Here is a 22,234-nt window from a genome sequence, read left to right as displayed (position 1 = left end):
GAAATGGGGAAGTAACAGATTATGAAGCATTCATACAGAAGAAACAGACGGCGCGGCACAGCCTATCTGCTGGCGGCCATGATCCTGCTGCCCCTATTGGGCGCGCCGCTCCAGATGGCGCTGGCTACGGAAGGCGGCGCAGACAGCGGAACACTTAAACGGAGCGGTATCGAACTAAAGAATAACGATATCGTGCTGCAAAGCGATACGCTGACGTGGGAGCAATCTGTTATCTTTGACAGCAATACGACCCAAACTATTGATTTACCAACCGGGCTGCTAACTACGGGAGCGGATGCAATTCTTTTTAGGCCTGACAGCTCGGATTTATACAAAATTTCTGTGGATATAGCTGCTACAAAAATTACTGTTGCAAAACCGGCAGATACCGGGGCGGTGGCGAATATGCTGCCGGTTCAGTATGTACAGCCGGAGGATAACGAGCCGGAGCCGGAAACACCCGCGCCCGAACCCAGCGAGCCTGAAGTACCGGAAGTATCCGAACCGGAGCAGAGCGAGCCTCAACAACCAGAGTTGGTACCGCAGCCGGAAGAGCCCGAAGAGACTGCGCCCCAGACCTCACCGCAAATCGACCCGGAGATACAGGAGGAGCCTACTGCGCCCAGCGAGCCAGAGCCCGCCCCCGATCCGGAGCAGTCCGAAACGCCCGAGGAGCCCGCTGCCGGTATTGATCCCGAAGCGTTGTTCAGCGCCGCGTTTTTCTCTCTGGTGCCCCATGCCGCCGCAGCAGGGGACAGCTATACCCTTTCGGTGCCGTGTAAAATCGACCCCACGGTGAAAAATGCAGAAATTAACATTGGCGGTGTTCAACTGCTTATAAGCGGATTGAAAGCGCCGGAGATGGAAATTTTAAAACGAGGATCGGATGGAAAGTACACACCTCTCAAGACAACGGGAGAACAAATTAGTTTAAATGATACGCTGGGTCTGGAAGTAAAATGGACTGGGGAAAAAGCAGAGGACAAAGGTGATCTGGACGGCGTACTGATTGGAAACCCGTATCAATTTGCGTTTCCTCCAGAACTGGGCGTAGCAAATGTGGACATTAGTGATCAACAAATCACGCTGGACGGGTTTCCCAATGTTACAGTTGCTACTTATTCAGTTAAAAAAGGCTCAAACTTACTGGAGGTCACGTTTAAGGAGATTAAGGACCAGACGGGTGCGCCGAATACGGAAACGAAATATACGAAGAATGTTCACCTTCAATTTGACTGCAAGCTGCAGGAGGGTCAGTTAAACGCAGATGATCAGGGTGTTGTAAAAATCCAGCTGCCCGGAGGTAAAGAGGTTTCCATAAAGGTAACTGAAAAAATGCCGGGCCCACCGAAGCTTGAAAAATCTACGGATAGCAAATTCTCAGATGACGGCACGGTCACTTGGATTATTAAGTATACGCCCGCAACCGGAGCATATAAGGGTGATATCCCTACCAAACTTAAGGACATCCTACCGGAAGGCATGGAATATGTAGCAAATTCGTTTAAAATCGACAACACGGTTCCGCCAAGTGATGTGCAGGTTTTAAACAATATCATGGATATTACACTGCCGACGGATTTAATGGCGGGGGAGCATGTATTTACCTATCAAACGCGCATTACAGCAAAACAGATGGTTAATATCCTAAAAAAGACGGCAGGGTCCTCTGCATTCAAGAACATAGTGCAGGGATATATTAACGATAAACTTTCCGATGATGCGATACTACAGAAAGAAGCAACCGCGACGATACCGGATGACTGGTCAGGCCGCAACCCATTGAGCAAAGAGGGCGCTGACGTACGTATAGATGGTGGAAAGTACTACATTGACTGGACAATCCTCGTAAATGCCGCCAAGCAAACCTTTACCAAGCTGGTTGTAAACGATACACTGGGTAAGGAACTGGTCTTTGACAAAAACAATGTAAAAATCCTTGCAGACAGTAAAGATGTAACAAATGAGATTACGGTCACTCACACGGGCTCAGCGGACGCTCCAACAAACGTGGCCTTTGCATTGATCCCGGATGGCACGACTGCAAATACATCTAAACAAGCAGCTCTGCAATATAAGATCACATACACCACCGAAGTAAAGCCAGACTATTTCCAGCATACCGGCACGGTAACTGACGAAGATGTAACCAATACCGCAACACTGGATTGGGCGTGGCCGACCGGTGTAATTGGGCCGGGTGAGACACCTAAGTCTCCTGAAATTATAAAAGGTCCTAAAGATATCACGGGTTTGGATGATACTCTAATTTCAAAAAACGCCGTAAAATATGACCCCACTACGCGTGCGCTGACGTGGCGCGTCACGATAAACCCGCATAGGGTCGATCTGACGGCCATGACTCTGAAAGAAGATCTGACCAGCGTAGATCCCGCGCATAGCTTTTCAAAAACAGATGAAAACGATGATAAAGTAAGTGAGGCTGAAGCAAAGGCGACGCTATTAGCCGCCGTCAATGCCGCGCTCCAAAACGTGGGGATAACCGATTCGGTAGCAGACGCGGGTTATACGCTTACGCACAAAACGATGACAATGAGGCTGCCCGCAATAGGGCGCAAGACATTTTCATTCGATTATGTCACCTATGTCGACAAACCCGGAATTTGGGCGAACAATGGGCAGAAAACATTCTCAAATACGATTCAGGCTGATGATATAACGGTTAACAGCACAGCAGTTAACTCTATTACTGTTCAGGCGTCGCAAAATGCTACGGTAACAGTGCTGCAAAAGGCAACTACACATTACGACCCGGCGACAAAACAGATAACATGGAAGTTGACCGTCAACAAGAGCGGTGTTCCGCTAACAGGTGTTACGATCGAGGATACCTTGCCGAAAGGACTACATTACGTTCCCGGTTCAGCAAAAATTGACGACCAACAGTTTGATGAAAGCAATATTACGAATAATGAACCGACGCTTATCTTTGACCTGAAAGATCAAGCAGACAAAAAGAAAGCAGAGCTTTCCTATAATACCTCGATTGAATCCACCGAGGTAAACGAATTTTTAAAGGAGTCAACAGTTTCATTTGAAAATCAGGCAAAACTGATAAGCAAACAGTATCCTAATGGCGTGTCGGTTAAGCACACCTTTGCTTTGGATAATCAGCCACTGACTAAAGAAGCGCCAGAAAAGCTGTTTAACAACAATATGGTTACCTATACGGTGAAACTCAACCCATTGGGTATCAAATTGTTGCCGGATGACGGTACAACAAAACTTTCTTTGACCGACACCTTGTCACCCGGCTTGTATCCGGATATTGACTCCATAAAAGTATGCAAGGGCGCGGTGACCGCCGACTTGACTAAGGTCCCATGCGCAATTCATATGGCTGCCGGCGAACCGGTCAGCATTGCAGATATTCGATATGATTCAGCACAAAATGCGATTACGATTCCCAATTTGGAGGATAAAACGCCGTATTACATTACCTATAACGCTTACGCGACTCGAACGGGAGTGGAATTAAACAACAATGTTTCACTTTTTGGCAGTAGAATGCCTCATGACAGTAATTTGGATTCGACCAATCATGACCTGCAGTTTTCTGCTTCTAGCGGTGCAACATTTGGCATGCCGCCGAATTTTTTCTCTATTGAAGTTTCCAAGGCAGATGCCACTAACCATATCATTACGTGGACGAAACCGGAGGATGCAGCGGTATTCGGATTGTATCAAGACAGCGCGTGTAAGCAACTGCTTTCATCAGGGCCAACTGCCAGCACCGGTGTTTGGTTGGTGGGGCTGCCCAAAAAAGAAGCGCTTCAATATGGCAAGCTTTACATCAAAGAGATCAAGGCGCCTGACGGATATCAACCGAACCCCAACCCGCTGGAGATCACGATTACTGATTCGACGCCAAGTCCATACGAAATCGCCATGGTGAATATTAAAGAAAATGCGACGCTGAATGCACAAATCGCTTTGCTCAAGACGGATAATACCAACAATCCGATATCGGGCGTCCAGTTTGGACTTTTCAGCGACCCGGATGCGAAAAACGAGTTAGCAACCGCTGAAACAGATGCCGCAGGCAAGTGCTCCTTTACCGGGTTGTACCCCGGCGCCACCTACTACGTCAAAGAGCTGGCCGCACCGGATACGCATGTGCTAAGCGATACGGTTTACGCCTTTGAGGCGGGGACGAATCAGGAGTTTTCAATTATAAACGCCAAGGCCGAAGCCGTGATTAGAATTACCAAGGTGCGCGAGGATAATCCAAATATCAAGCTTCCGGGCGCGAAGTTTAAGCTGTTTGCCGATGAAAAGGGCACGGTTCAAAAGGGCGATGAACTGGAAACTGATGAAAACGGCGTGGCAGAATTTAAGGGCTTGCGGCCGAATACAATCTACTACCTAAGGGAGACCGTTGTGCCAAGCGGTTATGAGAATCAGGATGAGCTGCTGAATAAGCTTATCAAAATAGAAACCGGAGAAAATAATGCTAATCTACCGGTAGAAATAACCGTATCAAACAAAAAGATCCTCGTCAGCATTAAGGTCGTTAAAGTGCGCGAGGGTAGGGAAGCTACGAAAATCGAGGGCGCAAAGTTTGAACTATACGAAAGCGATAAACAAACGATTGCGGGCAGCGAGAAAGCGACCGACAGTAACGGTGAGCTTATCTTTGTAAATTTGGAGCCCCAAACTACTTATTACGTCAAGGAGACTGTAACACCGACGGGCTACAAGACCCCGCAAAACGTATGGACCGAGGTGACGACCAAGGACTTTACCGACCTTGTCCCAAAAGAATTAAAAATCACAAACGAAAAGATACTGGTATCCCTTCACGTGATAAAGAAAGGCGACGGTGCGGCGGGGCCCCGTCTGCCGGGCGCAAAGCTCGCGCTGTACGAGGCAGACAAAACCACTCTAGTGCACGCGGCGCAAACCACCGATGCGAACGGCGAAACCACCTTCACAAATCTGGAACCCGAAACCACGTATTACATCCGGGAAACCGAAGCGCCAAAGGGCTACCGCATCAAAAACGAGTGGACGGAAGTCAAAACCGGTGCGTTTGACGCGGCCCAACCCGCTGCCACCACGGTAGTGAACGAAAAGATCCTCGTCGGCATTCGGGTGATCAAGGTACGCGAGGGCGACCCGGAAACCAAGCTGGAGGGCGCGAAATTTGAGCTGTACAGCGACGCGGAGGGAAAAAGCCTGCTTCGCGCCGCGCAAGCGACCGACGCAAACGGCGTGACCGAGTTCCTGAACCTGCAGCCCGAAACCGTCTATTATCTCAAAGAGACCGAAGCGCCGAGCGGCTACCGTATTCTGACGGACGGCCTGATCGAGATCAAGACGGGCGAGGGCGCCGAGGGCGCGCAGCCGGTCGAACAGGTCGTGGAGAACGCGCGGCGGCGCTCGTCGTCCTCCTCGCGTCCGAAACCGCCCGCAGAGGAACCGGAAACGCCCGTGGTTCCGGTCGGGCCGACCGACCCGGTCAATCCGGCTGATCCCACGGGCCCGGATCAGCCGGCGAAGCCGGACGATCCGACAAACCCGGATGATCCCCAAGATGCAGGCGACCCATCGAAGCCGGGCGGTTCCGATGACCCCGCAAACCCCGATAAGCCCGGCGATCCCAGCAAGGGGGACGGTACGGTAACCGTACCGTCCGAAAGCACCCCCGGGGGTGCTTTCGGAACGGCCTCTTCTGGCAACCGTGTTTCGTCAATTCCTGAAACCGGCGTGCGGGATCGCATTCCGCTGTGGGCCCTTGGCCTTGCCTGTTCCCTCGGTCTGGCCGCCGTGCTGTGCCTGTCGCAGCTGATCTTCCGGCCAAAGGGCAAGCACATGAAAAAAAGAGGCTGACCGCAGACAGAAAGGCAAACAACCTAGCAAAAACAAAACGTGCGCCCGCTTATGCGGACGCACGTTTTGTTTTTTGCGGCAAGCCGGGCCGCTAAAAAAATTCCACCTCAAGACAAATCTTTTTCCATTTACGCCTATCCGCAAATCGCATAAGATAGGGATACCGAAACGGACAGTAAGGTTCAGGGGAAAGGATGAAAGCAATGCTTGCATTTAATTCGGATTGGAATGGAGAAAGCAAAAATATTCAGGAACTGGAGGCGACGCTGCGCGAATTAGCGGAAGCAGGAATGACCCATATTCATTGGTGCCATCAGTGGAGCGGCGATTACTTGTATTCAACCTACGAGATGATTCAGATCCGCCGGTGGCTCGACCGCTACGGTCTGAAAGCCAAGGGCGTCCATGCGACGGAGGGCCATTGGATGGACGAGGAGTTGGACACGGTGGACCCCAACTGCAAGGATTTCACCTCGCCCAATGAACTGAACCGTTTGGCGGGTGTGGAGCTGCTGAAAAACCGTGTCGATCTGGCGGTTGCGCTGGGCACCGATCTGATCGTTTTACATCTGCACCCGCCCTTTCACATGTTCAACGAGCAGCCGGGTTCGCGGGAAAGGTTTTACCAAGCAATTTTTAAGACCTTTGATGAAATGGAGGCGTACTGTAAAGTGCGCGGCGTAAGGGTGTGCCTAGAAAACCTGCAGGGCATTCCCAATGAACATCAAATCGCCCAATTCGACCTGATGTTCAACCGATACGATAAAAGCTATATGGGGTTCTGCTTCGATACGGGACATGCGCTGATCAGCAAAGCCTCCGCGCCGCTCGAACTGCCCGAACGGTATTGGGAAAGGATGTACTTTATCCACCTGTCGGACAATTGGGGGGATTATGACCAGCACGCGCTGCCGTTTGAAGGCACGTTCGATTGGACAGGCCTTGCAAAATGGATCGCAAAATCGCCGTATGAACTGCCGGTGACGCTGGAGGTTTCCCGGAATGACGAGAACGAGCCGTTTTTGAAAAAAGCGCAGGCAAGCGGGGCGCGGCTCGAAGAACTGGTGCGGTCCTATCGCTGATATGAAATTTGCAGGGGGATGAACAAAATGATCAACAAGCTGCTGGGAAAACTCGGTTTCAGCAAAAAAATGTTTTTTGCGTTCTTACTGGTCGTGGTAAACAGCAATTTGATTTATTCGATAAGCGGCGTGCGCGGCGTACTTTATAATCCGTATCTGGATGTGCTGGGCGTAAGCAACGCGCAGCTGGGCATTTTGATCGGCTTGACCGGCGCGCTTTCCACTTTCGGCAACGTGCCGCTCGGCTGGATACAGGACTTGCTGTCTCCGCGAAAGGTTTTGGCGATCGATACGATGATCGTGGGCGCGACCTCGCTTTACATTTGCTTCGCGCCCAACCTGACTTATACGAAGCTTCTGGTTTGCTTTGCTATTTACGGCCTGTTCAGCGAACCGCTGTACTGGGCGAGCTACTTAAAGAGCATCCGTTCGCTGGCCAGAGATGACAAGCAGGCCACGGCGTTCGGCTTTGCGGAATCCGGCCGCAGCATGACGGGACTGATTTATCAGATGCTTTCGCTGATGGTGTTTACCGTTCTGGGCAGTTCGGTTTTCGGCATGCGTACCGCGATGATGATCAACGCGTGCCTGACGATCGGCTCCGGCGTGCTGATCTGGTTCTTTATGCCGGAGGTGGGCGTTGTTCGTGCGCAGGCTGGCGAAAGCCAGACCAAGCTGGCGCTTTCCGGCGTGCTGAAAGCGCTGAAAATGCCGGAGGTTTGGCTGACCGGTATCGCGGCCTCCTGCGTTTACGCGATCTATTGCTGCACCAGCACGTATTTTATCCCCTATTTGCAGGATGTGTTTTTATTGCCCGCCGCGTTGGTCGGCGTGTTTGGGCTGGTTAATTCGCAGGTGGTTTCGATCTGCTCCACGCCGGTTTCGGGAATACTGGCCGATCAAAAATTCAAATCCAGCGCGCATTGGATGCGGATCTGCTATGTCGGGCTGGCCATCATGCTGACCAGCGCGCTCATCCTGCCCAAAACAAAGGTCATGGTCATACCCTGCATGGTCATCCTGATGGCTTCCGCGCTGTGCGTTTATCTGGTGCGCGGAATCTATTATGCGCCGATCGGGGAAGCCGGCGTGCCGCGTGAAATGAGCGCGACCGCCATGTCCGTGGCAAGCGCGATCGGTTATTCCCCCATGATGTGGGCCTATCCGGTTTACGGTAAGATCATAGATAGCTTTGATGCGCAAAAGGCGTATCAAATCATTTTCACCGTGGTGATCGGCATGGCGATCGCCGGCGTCGCTACGACCACCGTGCTGGGCCGCCGGATCATGAGCCGCCGGCAGACGGTTTGCATACCCGATCAGGCGGCGTAAACAAGGCTGTCATAAAAGCCGCCCGGCATGGCTGGGCGGCTTTTATAATACGGCAGGCCGCGAAAAGGGAGTGGGCTGTATGAGAATCCGGTCCGTTAGGGACTATATCGTATCGGAACAGATGAAGATTGTTTTTGTTCTGCTCCTGCTGATTTTTTTATTCTCCACGCTTGCGATCTATACGGCTGTTTACTATCAAAACGTGCAGCGCGCGGAAGAGAATATTCTTTTTGTCGAACGGGCGGTCGAACGGTTTTTAAAGCCGTATGAAACGCAGGCGGAGCGATACCGGCAGGACCCGCAGATACAGCGCTATTGCCGCGACGCTTCCGGGGACAAGGCCGCCGCGCAAACCTTGGATTTGGAGCAAGGCCTCGCCTTGTTCGATCTGGAACGGCAGATCTATCCGCGAACGGAAGACCTAAGGCCGGTCGCCGGTGGCGTAACGGACGCCGCCGCCCTTTTGCGCGAGACCCCGTCGTCGCTTCGGTGCTATATTCCGCTTAAAGAGGCAACGGGGACCGAGCCAATCGGATATTTGACATGGGTTCTACCGGAAAGCGCGCTTGCCGAGTTTTTAGAGCAAACGATACCCGCCTCCGTCTCTTTCGCGCTGTACGACCAAGCGGGAGGTATCCTTTATGATACCTCCGTGGCCTACCGCTACGAGGAAAAGGCCGCCGCGCGTTTGAAGGGCGGCGTGACCGGCGTTGCGATCGTCAACGCCGAGGTCGGGTATCGCTCCGTATTGGCGTATCTGGCCTGCCTGATGCCGATCGGGCTGTTCGTTTTTGTGATCAATTACTGGCTTGCCAAGCAGCTTTCCGAAAAGCTGGTGCGCCCGATCACCACCCTGATCGCCTCCATTCGGCAAAATAGGCAGGGTCATTTAAACTATATCGATATCGATGGCTCGGAACTGGAAGAGATCGAAACGCTGTCGCAGTCCTATCGGGACATGATGTTGCAGCTAAACGAGTTGATGGAGAAAAACCAGAAAGAAAACCTGCTGCGCATTGAAAGCCAGTTAGGGGTGCTGCAGGAGAAGATCAACCCGCATTTTCTGTTCAACACGCTGGAATTCATCAACAGTCAGGCGATTTTGGAGGATGCCGGGCAAACCGCGTACCTGATACAAAAGCTGGGCGTTTTGTTCCGGTATAGTCTGCGTGCGCCCGATGTTCTTCCGCTCCGGCAGGAGGCGGCGTACGCCAAAGACTATCTATCGCTTCCAGAACGCCCTGCGCAACGGGCTGCTCACCTGTCAGTACGACATAGACGCGGCGGCGCTGGAAGCCGAATTGCCCAAGCTGATCCTACAGCCCTTGCTGGAAAACTGCTTTCAGCATGGATTTCGGGAACGGTCGGACGAGGTGTGCCGCCTTCGTCTGACGATCGGCTTTGAGAATACGGCGCTTTGCATCGTGGTGGAGGACGACGGGGAAGGGATGTCGCAGGAACGGCAGCGGGCGCTGGAGCAAGCGCTGCAAAGCGACAGCGAGAGCTTTGCCTGTTTCATCCGCCGCAGCAAGCACATCGGGCTGCGCAATGTCAACGCCCGCCTGTGCCTGCACTGCCGGGTCGCAAAGGCGGTGTGGATTGATCGCAGCCCGCTGGGCGGAACCAGAGTGACGCTTCGACTGCCGCGCGGCGGCAGAATGGCGGCGCGCGCGCCGCGGCTAACACGGGAAGGGGGGAGCCAAGCTGCTCAAAGTTTTGATTGTGGATGATAACGCGATGATCCGCAAAAGCCTCATCAAGCGTATCCAATGGGAGGCGCTCGGCATGTGCTGCGCCGGAGAGGCGGAAAACGGACGGCAGGCATGCGAGCAGATCGACCGGTTGCGTCCCGATATTGTCATTACGGATATCAAAATGCCGCGCGCGGACGGTTTTTTTGCGATACGGAAGGCGCGTAAATCCCATCCCGGCTTACAGTTTATCGTCATTTCCGGTCATGACGACTTTTTGTATCTCAAGCAGTCGGTTCAGCTACAGGTGCTGAACTATATCTTAAAGCCCATCGGCACGGAGGAGCTGCACGAAACGCTGCGGCACGCGGCGGAAAAGATCGCGCAATACAGAGAAGCTTCGTCCGTACAGGACACGGCGCACCATTACAAGGCGCTGTACCATAGGGAAAAGCTTGAAAACGTCTTTGCCCAGCTTCTTTTTTCCCGCATGGATCATGCCGCCTTCAAGCGCCTTTTGCAGGAGCTTTCCTATCCCTTGGATATGCCGCGCTGCCAAGTGCTGCTGCTGAATCTGCCTTCGGATCAGACCGGGGACGCGCCGCTTTCCGTGGAACTGCGGCGCGAGGCGGAGCAGGCTGTGGAGCGGCTCTGTTACCCCGCCAAATGCCTGCTGCTCCCGGTCAGCCGCCATGTCTGCGCCGCGGTGCTCAATGAACCGGCGGAGGCGGAGCTTTCGCCTTTTCTGCTTTCGGGCGTGTACGACGCGGTGTGCCGGCTGGCGCCGGAGCTGCGCGGGCGGCTGTACCTCTCCTGCGGCGGCCCCATGCCGGTAAAAAGCCTTTTCGGCGCGTATTACGATGCGCTGCTTCAAATGCTGCGCAGATTCTTACAGGATACCGGAGAAACGCGGATATTTGCGCCAAGCGAACAGACAGCGGCGGAGCAGGCGACCGGTTCGTTTCAAAGCGAATTCACCGTCGCGTTCCACTTGCAGATGTATGAAGAATGTAAGCATATCCTCCATCGCGCCATGGAAAAAGCCGTTCGCCAGCCGGAAACATTCGTATCCGCGTTGCAGCGCGTAATGGGTACGGTCAATACCTGCGTTACGCAGCAAACGGGCCAGCCGCTTTTCCTGCGTAACGCGCAGGAGCTGTATCTGCTTCAGTTCGCATCCAGAAAGCACTTTTTACAGGCGGTCTGCGGCTTGCTGGATAGCTGCAAGCGCTCCGACGCGACGCCGGATATCGGGGAGCAGATCGTTTCGTATTTGTATGAACACTATACGCAGCCGCTCACCGTTCAGTCGCTCAGCGAGCTTTTTCACGTTAATCAGATCTATCTGGGGCAGCTGATCAAAAAGAAGACCGGCCGCCCCTTTAACGCCCTGATCAACTCTCTGCGCGTGGATTTGGCGGCGCAAAGCATGCGCGAGCATCCGGATATTTCCTTGAAAGAACTTGCCTTTTCGCTAGGGTTTGTGGACGCGCACTATTTTACCAAGGTATTCAAGCAGCATCTTGGCGTTACCCCAAGCGAATATCGTGAAAAAGCGAAAGACCGTCAATAAATCGGGGGCTGTAAAATAAGTTCTCACAAATGAATAGAAAACTGTTGTAAAGCGAAAAATGCTACCAATTCTGTCATTCTGAGGAGCGAAGCGACGAGACCGTAGTCTGCTATCCTTAATCTGCCGCTTAGCGGCATTTTAATGAGTGCGAATCTCGCGCGAACGCGCGGAATTTACGCTGGGAACGCGCGTTCGCGCGAGATTCTTCACTTCGTTCAGAATGACATTTGGGTACTCTTCTATTTTGCAACAGTTTTTTTACAGCCTCTTTTGCAGAAAATTGCCCTCAAGTCCTTTGTTTTTTCTATATACCTAAGTCGGACGGCGTGGTAGTATCGGTTACGAAAAGTAAAACACTTATGGAACCGATAAGTTGGAGATGGGGATGAATGATGGAAAAGGTAATGAGAATACGAAAGTGCCTGAAAAACAGGCGGAGCCTATGCTTTCCATGGAAGTGGCGCGGGGGCGAACTGACGAGATACCGTAAGATCGCGCTGGGCAACCTGCTGATCACATGCGCCTACGCGTTTATCACGGTGCCGCATGGCATCATCAACGGAGGCACCACCAGCTTTGCGATGATCCTGTCACAGTGCACGGGATGGGCCATTCCGGTGATCGTGAACAGCGTGACCGTTCTGCTCCTGCTGCTGTGCCGCATTTTCTTAGGAAAGGTTTATTTGATTGGCGCGCTGTTTTCGGGCGTTTGCTACATGGCGATGTTTTCGGCGCTGGAATCGCTGCACTGGTCGCTGCCCCTGCCGCTGCCGCTCTGCGTGCCGCTGGCGGCGTTGCTTGTCGGCGCGGGATACGCCCTGTGCATCAGCGCGCAGTCCACCGCGCTGGGGTTTGATACGATCGCGCTGATCCTGCATAAGCGATACAAGCGCCTGAATGTATCGTGGCTGATGTTCGGCATCAATATGATCATTTTGATGCTGGGCTTTGCCATTTACGGAGGGCTGTCCATCGCCTTCGGCATTGTTTTTACCTTCCTGCAAACGAGAATACTCAACACGATCATGGCTAAAACAGCAAAGGAACCGCAAGACGAGTAAGAAAGGCCGAGCTGCGCTCAGTCACAGACTAAACGCAGCGCGGCCTTTGGCGCTATCGCCGTTAATCCGCCGGGAACGCAAAGTTGGTGCGGATATAACTGCGTACGGATTGCAATTCCGGGTAGCCGTAGAAAAACGCGACCTTTTGGTCGGCCATGGTGGAACCGGTGGGTTTGCCGCCGGTCACAAACACCATGAAGGTTTCCGCGATGTCCTCAAACGGGCTGGAAGAAGCGTATTCATCCACATAGTTTTCCGGGCGGTCAATGTAGGATGCCGCGCCGCCCGCATAAAACTGATCGTAAAAAGCTTTGAGATAAGAGCCGTCGCGGTAGGCGGCGGGGTCGTTAAAGCCGGAGGAATCGTCACGCTTCGATGGGTCGATCTGGCTTGCATTCAGGGTAAGCGCGTGGCCGTACTCATGAACCATGGTCGCCAACGTTTTGTCTATGTTGTAAAGGGCGCCGTCTTCGTTAAAACAATCGAACCGGTCGATACGGATATCAAAAGCGGTCAGGGTGCTGGCGTCTTGCGGCTGGCACATACCGAGGATCGCGCTGTAACCGTCCGTCCAGGGAAATAATGCGTTTCACATATTTGTCCTCCGGCGGAATGATTTTATGCATCGTCTCAAGCAGCATTTTTTCCTCAGCGTCGCATTCGGCCGCATAGGAGGCGGGCGATCTGCTAAAGTCAAACGCTTTTAAATCTACTCCCACCAGCGTGTGGATGACCGGCACCATGGTCAGCACTTGCGCGCCGTCTTGCGCGCTGATCTGCCAGCGCAGCATAGACGGGTTTTGATCCATGGAGTTTAAGCCCCAGTATTGGACGCCGCTATTTTCGGTTTGAGGCTGTCCAAGCGCTGCGGTCAGCCGCGCGGCCAGCTGTTCGTCGGTTAGGCCAAGGCTTGCAGTACGAATGTATAGCTTCTCCAGCCAAAGCGAGTCGTCGATCCGGCGATAGACAAAGTCGGTCGGCAGCGCTTCGCTCCAGCCAAACCATTTGGCATTCATCACATAATGGTCCAGCTGCCAACCCAGCTCGTCGTCGTACTCGGTTTTTTCAAAGGCGCCCGCCGCGCCGATGCGCACCTCCAACTCATTTTTTTGCATGCCGGTAAAGATCGGCATACGGTCGGTGATGGTGACGGCGCTATCGGCTTTCAGCATGCTATGCGATTGCTGCGCGAGCGGGCCGGTCTCCGCCGAAGCGATCTCGCGTACAACCTCGGCTACCGCCTGACCGGCGGGCAGGGCCTTGGCGGGGTCGATCACGGCGGGGCGGTCGCTCCATTTATGGTTTTCCGTACCCAACCGGTCCTGTTCGACCAATACGCCGGGAATGCCCTCGCGCTGAAACGCCATGTGGTCGCTCGCGCCCTCTATCCCGGCCGGCCATGTGTTGCCGGTCACTTTTTTAGAAGCGGCCAGCAGCATATTGCCCAAAAGCGAGGGCGCGCCGTCCGTTGTCTTGACCGTCGTGGTATCGCTCATATAGTGGCCGATCATGTCGATCTGGATATCGCCGACGATGTGGGTCTTTTCCGCGTCGGAAAGCTGCGCGGTATAGTAGGTAGAGCCTTTGAGCCCCTGCTCTTCAGCGGAGAAGGAGATAAAGCGCAATTCGGTATCGGTTTCGATATCCTTTAAGGCGCGGGCCAGTTCAAGCAGCATAGCGGTGCCCGAAGCGTTGTCGTCCGCGCCCACGGTGGAAGGCATCGAATCGTGATGCGCGCTGATCACCAGAATGTCGCCGTTCGGGTCGCGGTTCGCTTTTTTTACCGCGATCACATTGGTCGCTTGCTTGCTGATCTGCTTGCCCTGCGGCGCGTCCGTAAAATCGAAGGGCTGTTCGGTCACCTCGTAGCCCCAGCCACGCATGGCGGCCGCAATCTCCTTTGCCGCGGCCTGTTCGCCCGGCGTGCCCGACCAGCGGCTTTCGTCCGCCACGGAATCCAGTGTGTTTTCGTAGGATAGGCGGGTCAGCGCGGCGGGTCTTGCCAGCCGTTGCAGGCGCGTCAGCAGCGTTTTGCCCTGCCGGTCGGTCAGCTTGTCCGCCGGAGAAAATTTTCCTTCGCCGGTGCCCAGCATCAGGCCCAGATCGCGCAGCGCATATACGCTCCCGCTAGCCCAGTCTGAAATGGCCGCGTCGTCCCGGTACGGCTCGCCCGAGGCCTTCGCCGGGGTTACCTGAAGCAGCGCTCGCAACCGGTCAAGGATAACGGCGGCTTCCTCGCGCGTCAGGCTGTCGGCGGGGGAAAAGGCCTTGTCGCTCGTGCCTTTGAGAATGCCCCAATGGTATAGAGCGGATACCGAAGCAGCGTCGGTATCCGTAAACGGACGGTCCGCCGTCTGCGCATCTTCCGCCGCGCCCGCGTCAAGCAGCATTTCGTAAGCCGCGTCCGCGTATTGCAGCCGGGTCATCGTTACGCCGTTGTCCGTATACGCCGCGCCGGCGGAGCATACGAGCTGCAAGGCGAGCAATCCGGCACAAAGTCTTTTTTTCCTCATATAAAACACCCCTTCTTCGTATATTATACGCTCCTTTCAGGGGCGAAACAAGCCGGCCGCTTTGCATTCTGCGTGATACGGAAGCACTTTGTGCCAACAAAATACGAAAAAAGCCGCCGCCTGTGAAAACGGCGGCGGCTCATTCGTTACATGATGTTTGAATTGGTTCTATGCATGAGGGGGCTGGGCGGCGAGCAGCTGAACCTTGCGGCGTATCGCCTCCAACGCCTGCCTCGGATCGTCCAGCGCGCTTACGGCTTCATCCATGGGGCACCGGCCGGTGCCCGCGCGGTTTTGAATGATCGGGACGATCCGGTCATAAGAAGCTTCGATACCGTACCGCGTCAAAGTCTGAATCGCGGCTTCGGTCATGACCGGCGCATAGACCGCGCGCACGCGCGCGAGCGCGAACAGCATGGCGGGCGCTTTACCCACCACCTTGTCGGCGGCGGAAAAACCGGTCAGCTCGGTGCCGGAGGAGATCAATTCCAGCATGGGCGCGACGCCGCGCGCCGTGCTGGTATAGGTAACGCCGCCGCGGCAAAGCGCGCAGGTATAGCCGCCCGCGCGCAGCAAAGCCTTGGCCTGCTCTAGATCATGCATCGCCGTGCTCCCGGTGCTCTAGCCAGAACAGCATGAGGGGCAGCAAACTCCACTGGAGCACCAGACCGGGTAGACCCGCGGCGACCGACGTCCAGATCGAAGCGACGGCAACGGTCTGCGCGCCAAGACCGTAAACGGCGGCCAAAACCGCGATGGCGCGCACCAGACGGCCCGCAAGCTGGGCGAGCAGTACCTTAGCGAAAGCGGGCAGCTTGGTCCCGGCCAGCAGTCCGGCGGCAAGCCCGTAGCCCGCGAGCTCCAAGATCATAAAAGGCAGCATGGCCGCGCCGGGCATTCCGGAAAGCGCGAAGCTGGCAATGGGCCCCAGCGCCCCCGCGACCAGACCGGCCGCGGGCCCGGCCAGTAGGCCGACCAGCAAAATGGGCAGATGCATTGGCAGCAGCGTTTGTCCCAACGCGGCGCCCATGCCGGAAGCCGCGCCGAGCATATGGAAGAACTGGGGAACGGCCACCGCGGCGATCACGGCCGCCAGCGTGGCGGCGGTGCGGGCTTTCGCGGTTTGAATGACTGTGGTCCTAGTCAGGGTAAGGGTGTTGTTCATGCGTTTGCGCCTCCTTCAAAGGTATCCGTCACGGTTTTCAGCAGTTCGGCAATGGGCAGGTGCTGCGGGCAGGCGCGCTCGCACTGCTTGCACCCGATACAATCCGAAGCTTTGCCGTGTCCGGCGGTGCTGACGTCGTAATAAAAATCGCTGTTCCAGTCCGCGTACTGTTTTTTGGCGTTCAGGCAGGCAAACAGGTCGGGGATCCGTATGCGCTTGGGGCAGCCCGCAACGCAGTACTGGCAGGCGGTGCAGGGAACCGTGTCCTGCCGTTTCAGAATGTCCCGCACGCGCTCGATGGCGGCAAATTCATTTTCATCCAGCGGCCGGAAATCCTTCATAAAGCTCAGATTGTCCTCAAGCTGCTCGTAGGTGCTCATGCCGCTGAGCACCATGAAAATACCTTCAAAGGAGGCAGCATAGCGGATGGCGTAGCTGGCCGGGCTGCCGCCGCGCAGGCCGGCCAGAATGGCGCGGGCGTCGTCCGGCAGGTTGACCAGCCCGCCGCCCTTGACCGGCTCCATGACGATCACCGGCTTGCCGAATTGACGGCATACCTCGTACACGGCGCGGCTTTCAATGCTGGGGTTGTCGTAATCGGCATAGTTGAACTGGATTTGCACCACTTCGATCTCCGGGTGCTCGGTCAAGATCTGGGTCAACAGGGCGGGCTTGTCGTGAAAGGAAATGCCAAGGTGGCGAATTTTGCCTTCCGCCTTGAGCTGACCGGCGACTGCAAACGCGCCCGCGGCAGTGAATTTCTGATAATGCTCCACGGTCAGCGCGTGCATCAGATAATAATCAAAATACGAAACGCCGGTGGCTTCCAGCTGCTGCTGGAAAAACGGCCGGATATCCGCTTCGGACCGGAAGTAGTTTTCGGTTAGCTTATCGGTTAACAGATAAGCGTCGCGCGGATAGCGCTTTACCAGCCCTTCGCGGATGGCGGTCTCGCTCTTTCCGTTCAGATAACCGTGGGCGGTATCAAAATAAGTAAAGCCTTCGGCCAGAAACCGGTCGATCATGCGGTTGAAGTGCGCCTGATCGACCCGCCCTTCCAGCCCGCCGATCATCGGCAGGCGCATGCAGCCGAATCCAAAGTTTTTCATAGGGTTTTCCTCCCGTGTCATACACGCCTTCCCATTTCATAGGCTTGCGCCATGGCGGGCGTATGGACGATCTCGCCCCTGTTCCACGCGCCCACACCGTAAACGATACCCTTTTCCACCGCGCCGTCCAGACAGAGCGTAAATCCGCGGAAGCCTTCGATCGTGCGCTCCATGGCGGAAATATCCTGATCCGCGGCGGTGACGATAAAATAGAATTCCTTATTTTCCATGCCGGTATAGTAGGCGCAGCAGCGGTCGATCAAAGTCTTCATCTGGGCGTCCATGGTGTAAAAATACACCGGCGTCGCCATGACGATCACATCGGCCGCGAGCATCTTTTGCGCGATGTCCGCCATATCGTCCTGCTGCGAGCAGGTTCCCTTACGGCCGACACATAGGCCGCAGCCCGTACAGTATTGCACCTTGTGATCGCGCAGGAAAATTTTTTCCGCCGCGTGTCCGGCCTCTTCTGCGCCCTTTCGGAACTGGTCGCACAGGGTGTCCGAATTGCCGCCCTGCCGGGGACTGGCGGAAAGGATCAATACCTTTTTCTGCTTCATGTTGCATTCCTCCAAATTTATTTCTGATCCTATCGTACTCCTTGGAGTTCACTCCATGTCAAGCTTATTTGCAATGATTTTTTAAAAGAATGCATGAAAACGCCCCGCATTCGTTAAAATGCAGGGCGTTTTTTATGGTGCCGCCAGCCGGAATCGAACCGGCACGCTGTTGCCAGCGAGGGATTTTAAGTCCCTTGCGTCTACCAGTTCCGCCATGGCGGCGCGCTTTATTTATTATAGCAGACCAAAGGGCTTGCTGTCAAATGTCAACCGCCCTAAAATGGAAATAAAACGCTATTTTGCGCGGAACACCTCGCGGTCGCACGAGCCGTCCTGACAGGCGACGATCGTGGTGCAGACCGCGTCGCCCGTGATGTTGACCGCGGTGCGCGCCATATCGAGCAGCCGGTCGATGCCCATGATCAGGCCGATGCCCGCGACCGGCAGGCCGACCGAATCGAACACCATGGCCAGCGTGACCAGACCGACGCTAGGCACGCCCGCCGTGCCGATCGAGGCGAGCGTCGCCGTGGCGATGACGGTCAGGTAATCCGCCGGAGATAGCGCAATGCCGAACGCCTGCGCCACAAAAACGACCGCCACGCCCTGCATGATCGAGGTGCCGTCCATGTTAATGGTCGCGCCGAGCGGGATGGTAAAGGACGAAATGCGGCGCGATACGCCCATTTTGTTTTCCAGCGTTTCGATGTTGAGCGGGATGGTGGCGTTCGAGGTCGCGGTGGAAAACGCAAAGCCCATCACAGGCAGGAATTTGCGGACAAAGTGCAAGGGATTCAGGCCGGTGAACAGCTTCAGCAGGATCTGATAAACGCCGAAGCACTGCACCGCCAGCGCGAGCAGCACGGCGACCATGTACCAGATCATCGGCTTCATGGCCGAAAGGCCAAGCTCGGAAAAGGTTTTGGCGATCAGGCAGAACACGCCGACCGGCGCAAGGCTCATGACCATCATGGTCATTTCCATCATGATATCGTTGGCCTGCTGAAAAAAGTTCGTCACCTGCTGTACCTTATCCTGCAGCTTTGCCAAAATGATGCCGATCAGCAGGGCGAACACGATGATCTGCAGCATGTTGCCCTCTGCCAGCGATTTGACCGGATTTTCAGGAATGATATCCAGCAGCGTATCGGCAAAGGCGGTTTTGGTGGCCAACGCGGGCTGCACGGTCTCAACGCTCGACATATCGAGCCCCATGCCGGGATTGATAATACCCGCCACCGCCAGCGCCACGCCGACCGCGAGCGCGGTCGTCAGCAGGTAAAAGCATATGGTTTTGACGCCCACGCGTCCCAGCGTTTTGGTATCGCCGATGGCCGCCGCGCCGCAGATGAGCGAACAGAACACCAGCGGCACGACCAGCATTTTCATCAGCCGCAGAAAACCGTTTCCGACCACGTTAAACACGCCGTCCACCACGATGCGCTGCACCGCGGGGCTGCCCTGCGCGGCATAGTGCAGCGCCACGCCCAGCGCCGCGCCGAGCAGCAGCGCCACGAAGATGCGGGTGGTCAGGCCGGTTTTTTTGCGCTTTTTAGGTTCGCTCATGCGCGGCCTCCCGTCTTTTTATCCGTCAGATAACGGGCAAGCGAGTCTTGCCAGCCGGGCATTTGATAAATTCCGGTCATGCGCATCATCATATTGTCAAGCAGCGTGAACTTGGGCCGCAGGCTTTCCCCGGCGACCGTGGTCTCCACCGGTACGTTTTCCAGTCCCGTTAGGCGCAGAATCTCGCGCGCGAAATCCGCGCGCGAGCACGCGCCCTCGCAGGAGGCGTGGTAAAGGCCGTATTCGCGCGCGTCCACCAAATAGCTGATAAAGCCCGCGAGCGCGTCCGCCGAGGTGGGCGAGGAGATCTCGTCGCCGGGCAGGGAAAGGGGGCCGCCGGTTTGGGCGCCGTCCAGCACCTCGTCCACAAAGTCGTACGTGCCCGCGCCGTACAGCCAGGAGGAGCGCACGATCACGTGCTTATCCGTCAATTCGCGCACCAGCTTTTCGCCCGCGTACTTGCTTTTGCCGTACATGGTCACCGGGTGCGGCTCGTCGAATTCGCACAAAGCGCCTGAAGCCGTGCCGTCAAACACGTCGTCGGTCGAGATCTGGATCAGCTTGGCGTCCAGCCGTCTGGCGGCGACGGCAAGGTTGCGCGCGCCGAGCGCGTTTACCTTGTAGGCGTGTTCGGGGTCTAACTCGCATTCGCGCACATCGGTCAGTCCGGCGCAGTTGATGATCACATCGGGCCGGTTCATGTCCGCGAAGCGGTCGACCGCGCGGTTATCGCCGACGGGTACGTCGTGGTCGCTGGTCAGCAGCTTATACGCGGCCGTACCGCCGAACAGGCGGCTGAGCGCCGAGCCAAGGCGGCCGCTCGCGCCGGTGATCCACACACGGGTGGCAATACTCATAGGGAAATACCTCTTTTTCTATGGGTTCTGTGGTAAGATGGTCATAAGCGGATAGGGCGCGGCCGGGCGGTGCGCGCGCACACCGCGTCAATCACGTGGCGATCGGGCAGCCAATCGCAAAAGGCGGCGGCGCTGCCCGCCGCGACGGCAAGGCGAAACGCTTCGCGACCGTTTTGGCCGCAGGCAAGGCCGCTGAGATAACCCGCGACCATGGAATCGCCCGCGCCGACCGTGTTGAGCACCGTGCCCGTGGGCGCGGGCAGGCGCAGCGCTTCGTCCGCGCCGTCCAGCAGCACCGCGCCCTTGCCGCCCAGAGAGACCATAACGGTCTGCGCGCCCGCGCTTTGCAGGGCGGCGGCGCTCGCGGCGACATCCAAAAGGGTCTGCGCGGCGCTGCGGGTCAGCTCGGTCAGTTCGGCCAAATTGGGCTTGATCAGGTCGGGCTGCGCCGGAAGGGCGCTGGTCAGCGGCGCGCCCGCCGTGTCGACCGCCACGCGCGCGCCGCGGCTTTTGGCCAGCGCGGCGAAACGCGCGTACAGATCGGTCGGCGCGCCCGCCGGAAGCGCGCCGGAAAGGACGAGCCAATCGCCCGCCTCCAGCCGCCAAAGCTCGCGTTCCAGCGCCCCCAGCGCTTCGGCGGAAAGCCGGGGGCCGGTGCCGTTGAGCTCGCTTTCCTTTTCGCCCTTGATCTTCACGTTGATGCGGGTCATGCCGTCCGTTAAACGGAAGAAGCGGCAGGGCAGTCCGGTGGGGGCGAGCAGTCGCTCGAACATGGCGCCGGTCTCGCCCGCGGTCAGGCAGAGCGCGCGCACGGGAAGGCCGAGCCGTGAAAGCACCAGCGCCACATTGACCCCCTTGCCGCCCGGATAGATCGCTTCGCCGTTTGTACGGGTGAGCGCGCCGGGATTCAGCCGGTCGACATGGGCAATATAATCAATCGAAGGGTTAAGCGTGACCGTATAGATCATAGTGTGGGCCTCCCGTGGCGCCGTCATACCAAAAAGCTGGAAACGGCGCGAAAAAAGATTTTCAAAAAGCGTTGACTTTGACGCTGCGTCAACCATTATACTGACCTCATGAGGAGGCGAGAGCAAATGGAATACTCGATCGGAGAATTGGCGAAGCTCGCGGGCATCACCACCCGCACGCTGCGCTATTACGACAGGATCGGGCTGCTAAAGCCCGGCGCCGTACGCGAGACCGGCTACCGGAGGTACGGCGAACGCGAGGTCGATCTGCTGCAGCAGATTTTATTTTACCGTTCGCTGGGCGTGGAGCTTGCCGAAATCGCCCGCATGATCAACGCGGATAATTTTGACCGGCTGCACGCGCTCCGGGGGCATTTGTCCGCTCTGCACGCGCGGCAGGCAAAGACCGCGCGCCTCATCGAAACCGTAAAGAAAACCATTGCAAGCATCGAAGGAGGAACAAAAATGGCCGATCAAGAAAAGTTTGAAGCGTTCAAAGCGCGCGTGGTGCGTGAAAACGAACAAGCTTACGGCGCGGAGGCGCGCCAAAAATACGGCGACGCGGACATGGACGCGTCGAACGCCAAACTGCTCGCCATGACGGAAGCGGATTACGAGCGCTTCCAAACGCTTGGCGCGGAAATTCTGCGCCGGCTGGAGCAGGCGGTACAAAGCCACGAGCCGCCCGAGGGCGACGCGGGGCAGCGGATCACCGCGCTGCACAAAAGCTGGCTTGGCATGACGTGGCGCGCTTACAGCGCCGAGGCGCACCGCGGTTTGGCCGAGGGCTATGTGGCGGATGAGCGCTTCACCGCTTATTATGACCAAAACGTAAAGGGCTGCGCGGCGTTTTTGCGCGACGCCGTTGCATATTGGGCGAAATAATGACTGATCGAGGGGAACC

General features: G+C 56.1%; 17 protein-coding genes and 1 tRNA gene. 8 read left to right on the top strand and 10 right to left on the bottom strand.

All coding sequences use genetic code 11. The features are described from left to right. Window positions 1-21: 21 nt before the first annotated feature. The 7 genes from RWV98_RS18425 (at window position 22) to RWV98_RS18395 (ending at window position 12,592) form a co-directional block, all read left to right on the top strand. The gene (locus RWV98_RS18425) at window positions 22-5,853 is read left to right on the top strand and encodes a SpaA isopeptide-forming pilin-related protein (protein WP_317862696.1); all 5,832 of its coding nucleotides are present in this window, start codon (window positions 22-24) and stop codon (window positions 5,851-5,853) included. Window positions 5,854-6,056: 203 nt separating this feature from the next. Beyond that, entirely contained in the window at window positions 6,057-6,935 is an 879-nt protein-coding gene (locus RWV98_RS18420) for a sugar phosphate isomerase/epimerase family protein (RefSeq protein WP_317862695.1), read from the top strand. A gap of 27 nt (window positions 6,936-6,962) precedes the next feature. Further along, window positions 6,963-8,267: an MFS transporter gene (locus RWV98_RS18415; protein ID WP_280963003.1), complete on the top strand. Its 1,305-nt coding sequence runs from the start codon at window positions 6,963-6,965 to the stop codon at window positions 8,265-8,267. 79 nt (window positions 8,268-8,346) lie between these two features. Further along, a complete protein-coding gene (locus RWV98_RS18410) occupies window positions 8,347-9,672 on the top strand; it encodes a sensor histidine kinase (RefSeq protein ID WP_317862693.1) in 1,326 nt (441 codons plus the stop codon). Beyond that, on the top strand, window positions 9,569-9,997 hold the full coding sequence (locus RWV98_RS18405; protein WP_317862691.1) for a sensor histidine kinase: 429 nt from the start codon (window positions 9,569-9,571) through the stop codon (window positions 9,995-9,997). Before RWV98_RS18410 ends, RWV98_RS18405 begins: the two co-directional genes overlap by 104 nt. Before the next feature lie 7 nt (window positions 9,998-10,004). After that, window positions 10,005-11,531 carry a helix-turn-helix domain-containing protein gene (locus RWV98_RS18400; RefSeq protein WP_317862690.1) on the top strand — a complete coding sequence of 509 codons (1,527 nt, stop codon included), beginning with the start codon at window positions 10,005-10,007 and terminating at the stop codon, window positions 11,529-11,531. Between the two features lie 389 nt (window positions 11,532-11,920). Further along, window positions 11,921-12,592 (top strand): YitT family protein, encoded by a 672-nt coding sequence (locus RWV98_RS18395; RefSeq protein ID WP_317862688.1) that lies wholly within the window; start codon window positions 11,921-11,923, stop codon window positions 12,590-12,592. A gap of 61 nt (window positions 12,593-12,653) precedes the next feature. Here the strand turns inward: RWV98_RS18395 and RWV98_RS18390 are convergent, their stop codons facing one another. From RWV98_RS18390 to pfkB, 10 genes are all read right to left on the bottom strand, one after another. Next, a complete protein-coding gene (locus RWV98_RS18390; protein WP_317862686.1) occupies window positions 12,654-13,136 on the bottom strand; it encodes a hypothetical protein in 483 nt (160 codons plus the stop codon). Continuing rightward, a complete protein-coding gene (locus RWV98_RS18385; protein WP_317862684.1) occupies window positions 13,096-15,105 on the bottom strand; it encodes a M28 family peptidase in 2,010 nt (669 codons plus the stop codon). Before RWV98_RS18385 ends, RWV98_RS18390 begins: the two co-directional genes overlap by 41 nt. 168 nt (window positions 15,106-15,273) lie before the next feature. Then, on the bottom strand, window positions 15,274-15,708 hold the full coding sequence (locus tag RWV98_RS18380; RefSeq protein ID WP_317862682.1) for a DUF1893 domain-containing protein: 435 nt from the start codon (window positions 15,706-15,708) through the stop codon (window positions 15,274-15,276). Continuing rightward, window positions 15,701-16,270, bottom strand: a complete 570-nt coding sequence (locus RWV98_RS18375) for an ECF transporter S component (protein ID WP_280963009.1) — start codon at window positions 16,268-16,270, stop codon at window positions 15,701-15,703. Before RWV98_RS18375 ends, RWV98_RS18380 begins: the two co-directional genes overlap by 8 nt. Further along, window positions 16,267-17,379 (bottom strand): aldo/keto reductase, encoded by a 1,113-nt coding sequence (locus RWV98_RS18370; protein ID WP_317862681.1) that lies wholly within the window; start codon window positions 17,377-17,379, stop codon window positions 16,267-16,269. Before RWV98_RS18370 ends, RWV98_RS18375 begins: the two co-directional genes overlap by 4 nt. Before the next feature lie 17 nt (window positions 17,380-17,396). Further along, window positions 17,397-17,939 carry a flavodoxin family protein gene (locus tag RWV98_RS18365; protein WP_280963011.1) on the bottom strand — a complete coding sequence of 181 codons (543 nt, stop codon included), beginning with the start codon at window positions 17,937-17,939 and terminating at the stop codon, window positions 17,397-17,399. A 135-nt stretch (window positions 17,940-18,074) separates the two neighbouring features. Further along, window positions 18,075-18,161 (bottom strand) — tRNA-Leu (locus RWV98_RS18360). Window positions 18,162-18,233: 72 nt separating this feature from the next. Further along, complete coding sequence (locus RWV98_RS18355; RefSeq protein WP_280963012.1) at window positions 18,234-19,505, bottom strand: dicarboxylate/amino acid:cation symporter; 1,272 nt, start codon at window positions 19,503-19,505, stop codon at window positions 18,234-18,236. After that, window positions 19,502-20,362 (bottom strand): dTDP-4-dehydrorhamnose reductase, encoded by an 861-nt coding sequence (gene rfbD / locus RWV98_RS18350; RefSeq protein ID WP_280963013.1) that lies wholly within the window; start codon window positions 20,360-20,362, stop codon window positions 19,502-19,504. The genes RWV98_RS18355 and rfbD overlap by 4 nt, the downstream gene beginning before the upstream one ends. A 41-nt stretch (window positions 20,363-20,403) precedes the next feature. Further along, window positions 20,404-21,330 carry a 1-phosphofructokinase gene (gene pfkB, locus RWV98_RS18345; RefSeq protein ID WP_317862678.1) on the bottom strand — a complete coding sequence of 309 codons (927 nt, stop codon included), beginning with the start codon at window positions 21,328-21,330 and terminating at the stop codon, window positions 20,404-20,406. A gap of 126 nt (window positions 21,331-21,456) precedes the next feature. Here pfkB and RWV98_RS18340 point away from each other — a divergent pair, with 126 nt between their 5' ends. Beyond that, window positions 21,457-22,215, top strand: a complete 759-nt coding sequence (locus RWV98_RS18340) for a MerR family transcriptional regulator (RefSeq protein WP_317862676.1) — start codon at window positions 21,457-21,459, stop codon at window positions 22,213-22,215. Window positions 22,216-22,234 lie beyond the last annotated feature (19 nt).

This window comes from Agathobaculum sp. NTUH-O15-33 (genome assembly GCF_033193315.1).
Taxonomy (GTDB): Bacteria; Bacillota; Clostridia; order Oscillospirales; family Butyricicoccaceae; genus Agathobaculum; species Agathobaculum faecihominis_A.
The sequence above is the reverse complement of the archived record's forward strand: the minus strand, read 5'-3'. Positions and strand labels throughout refer to the sequence as shown.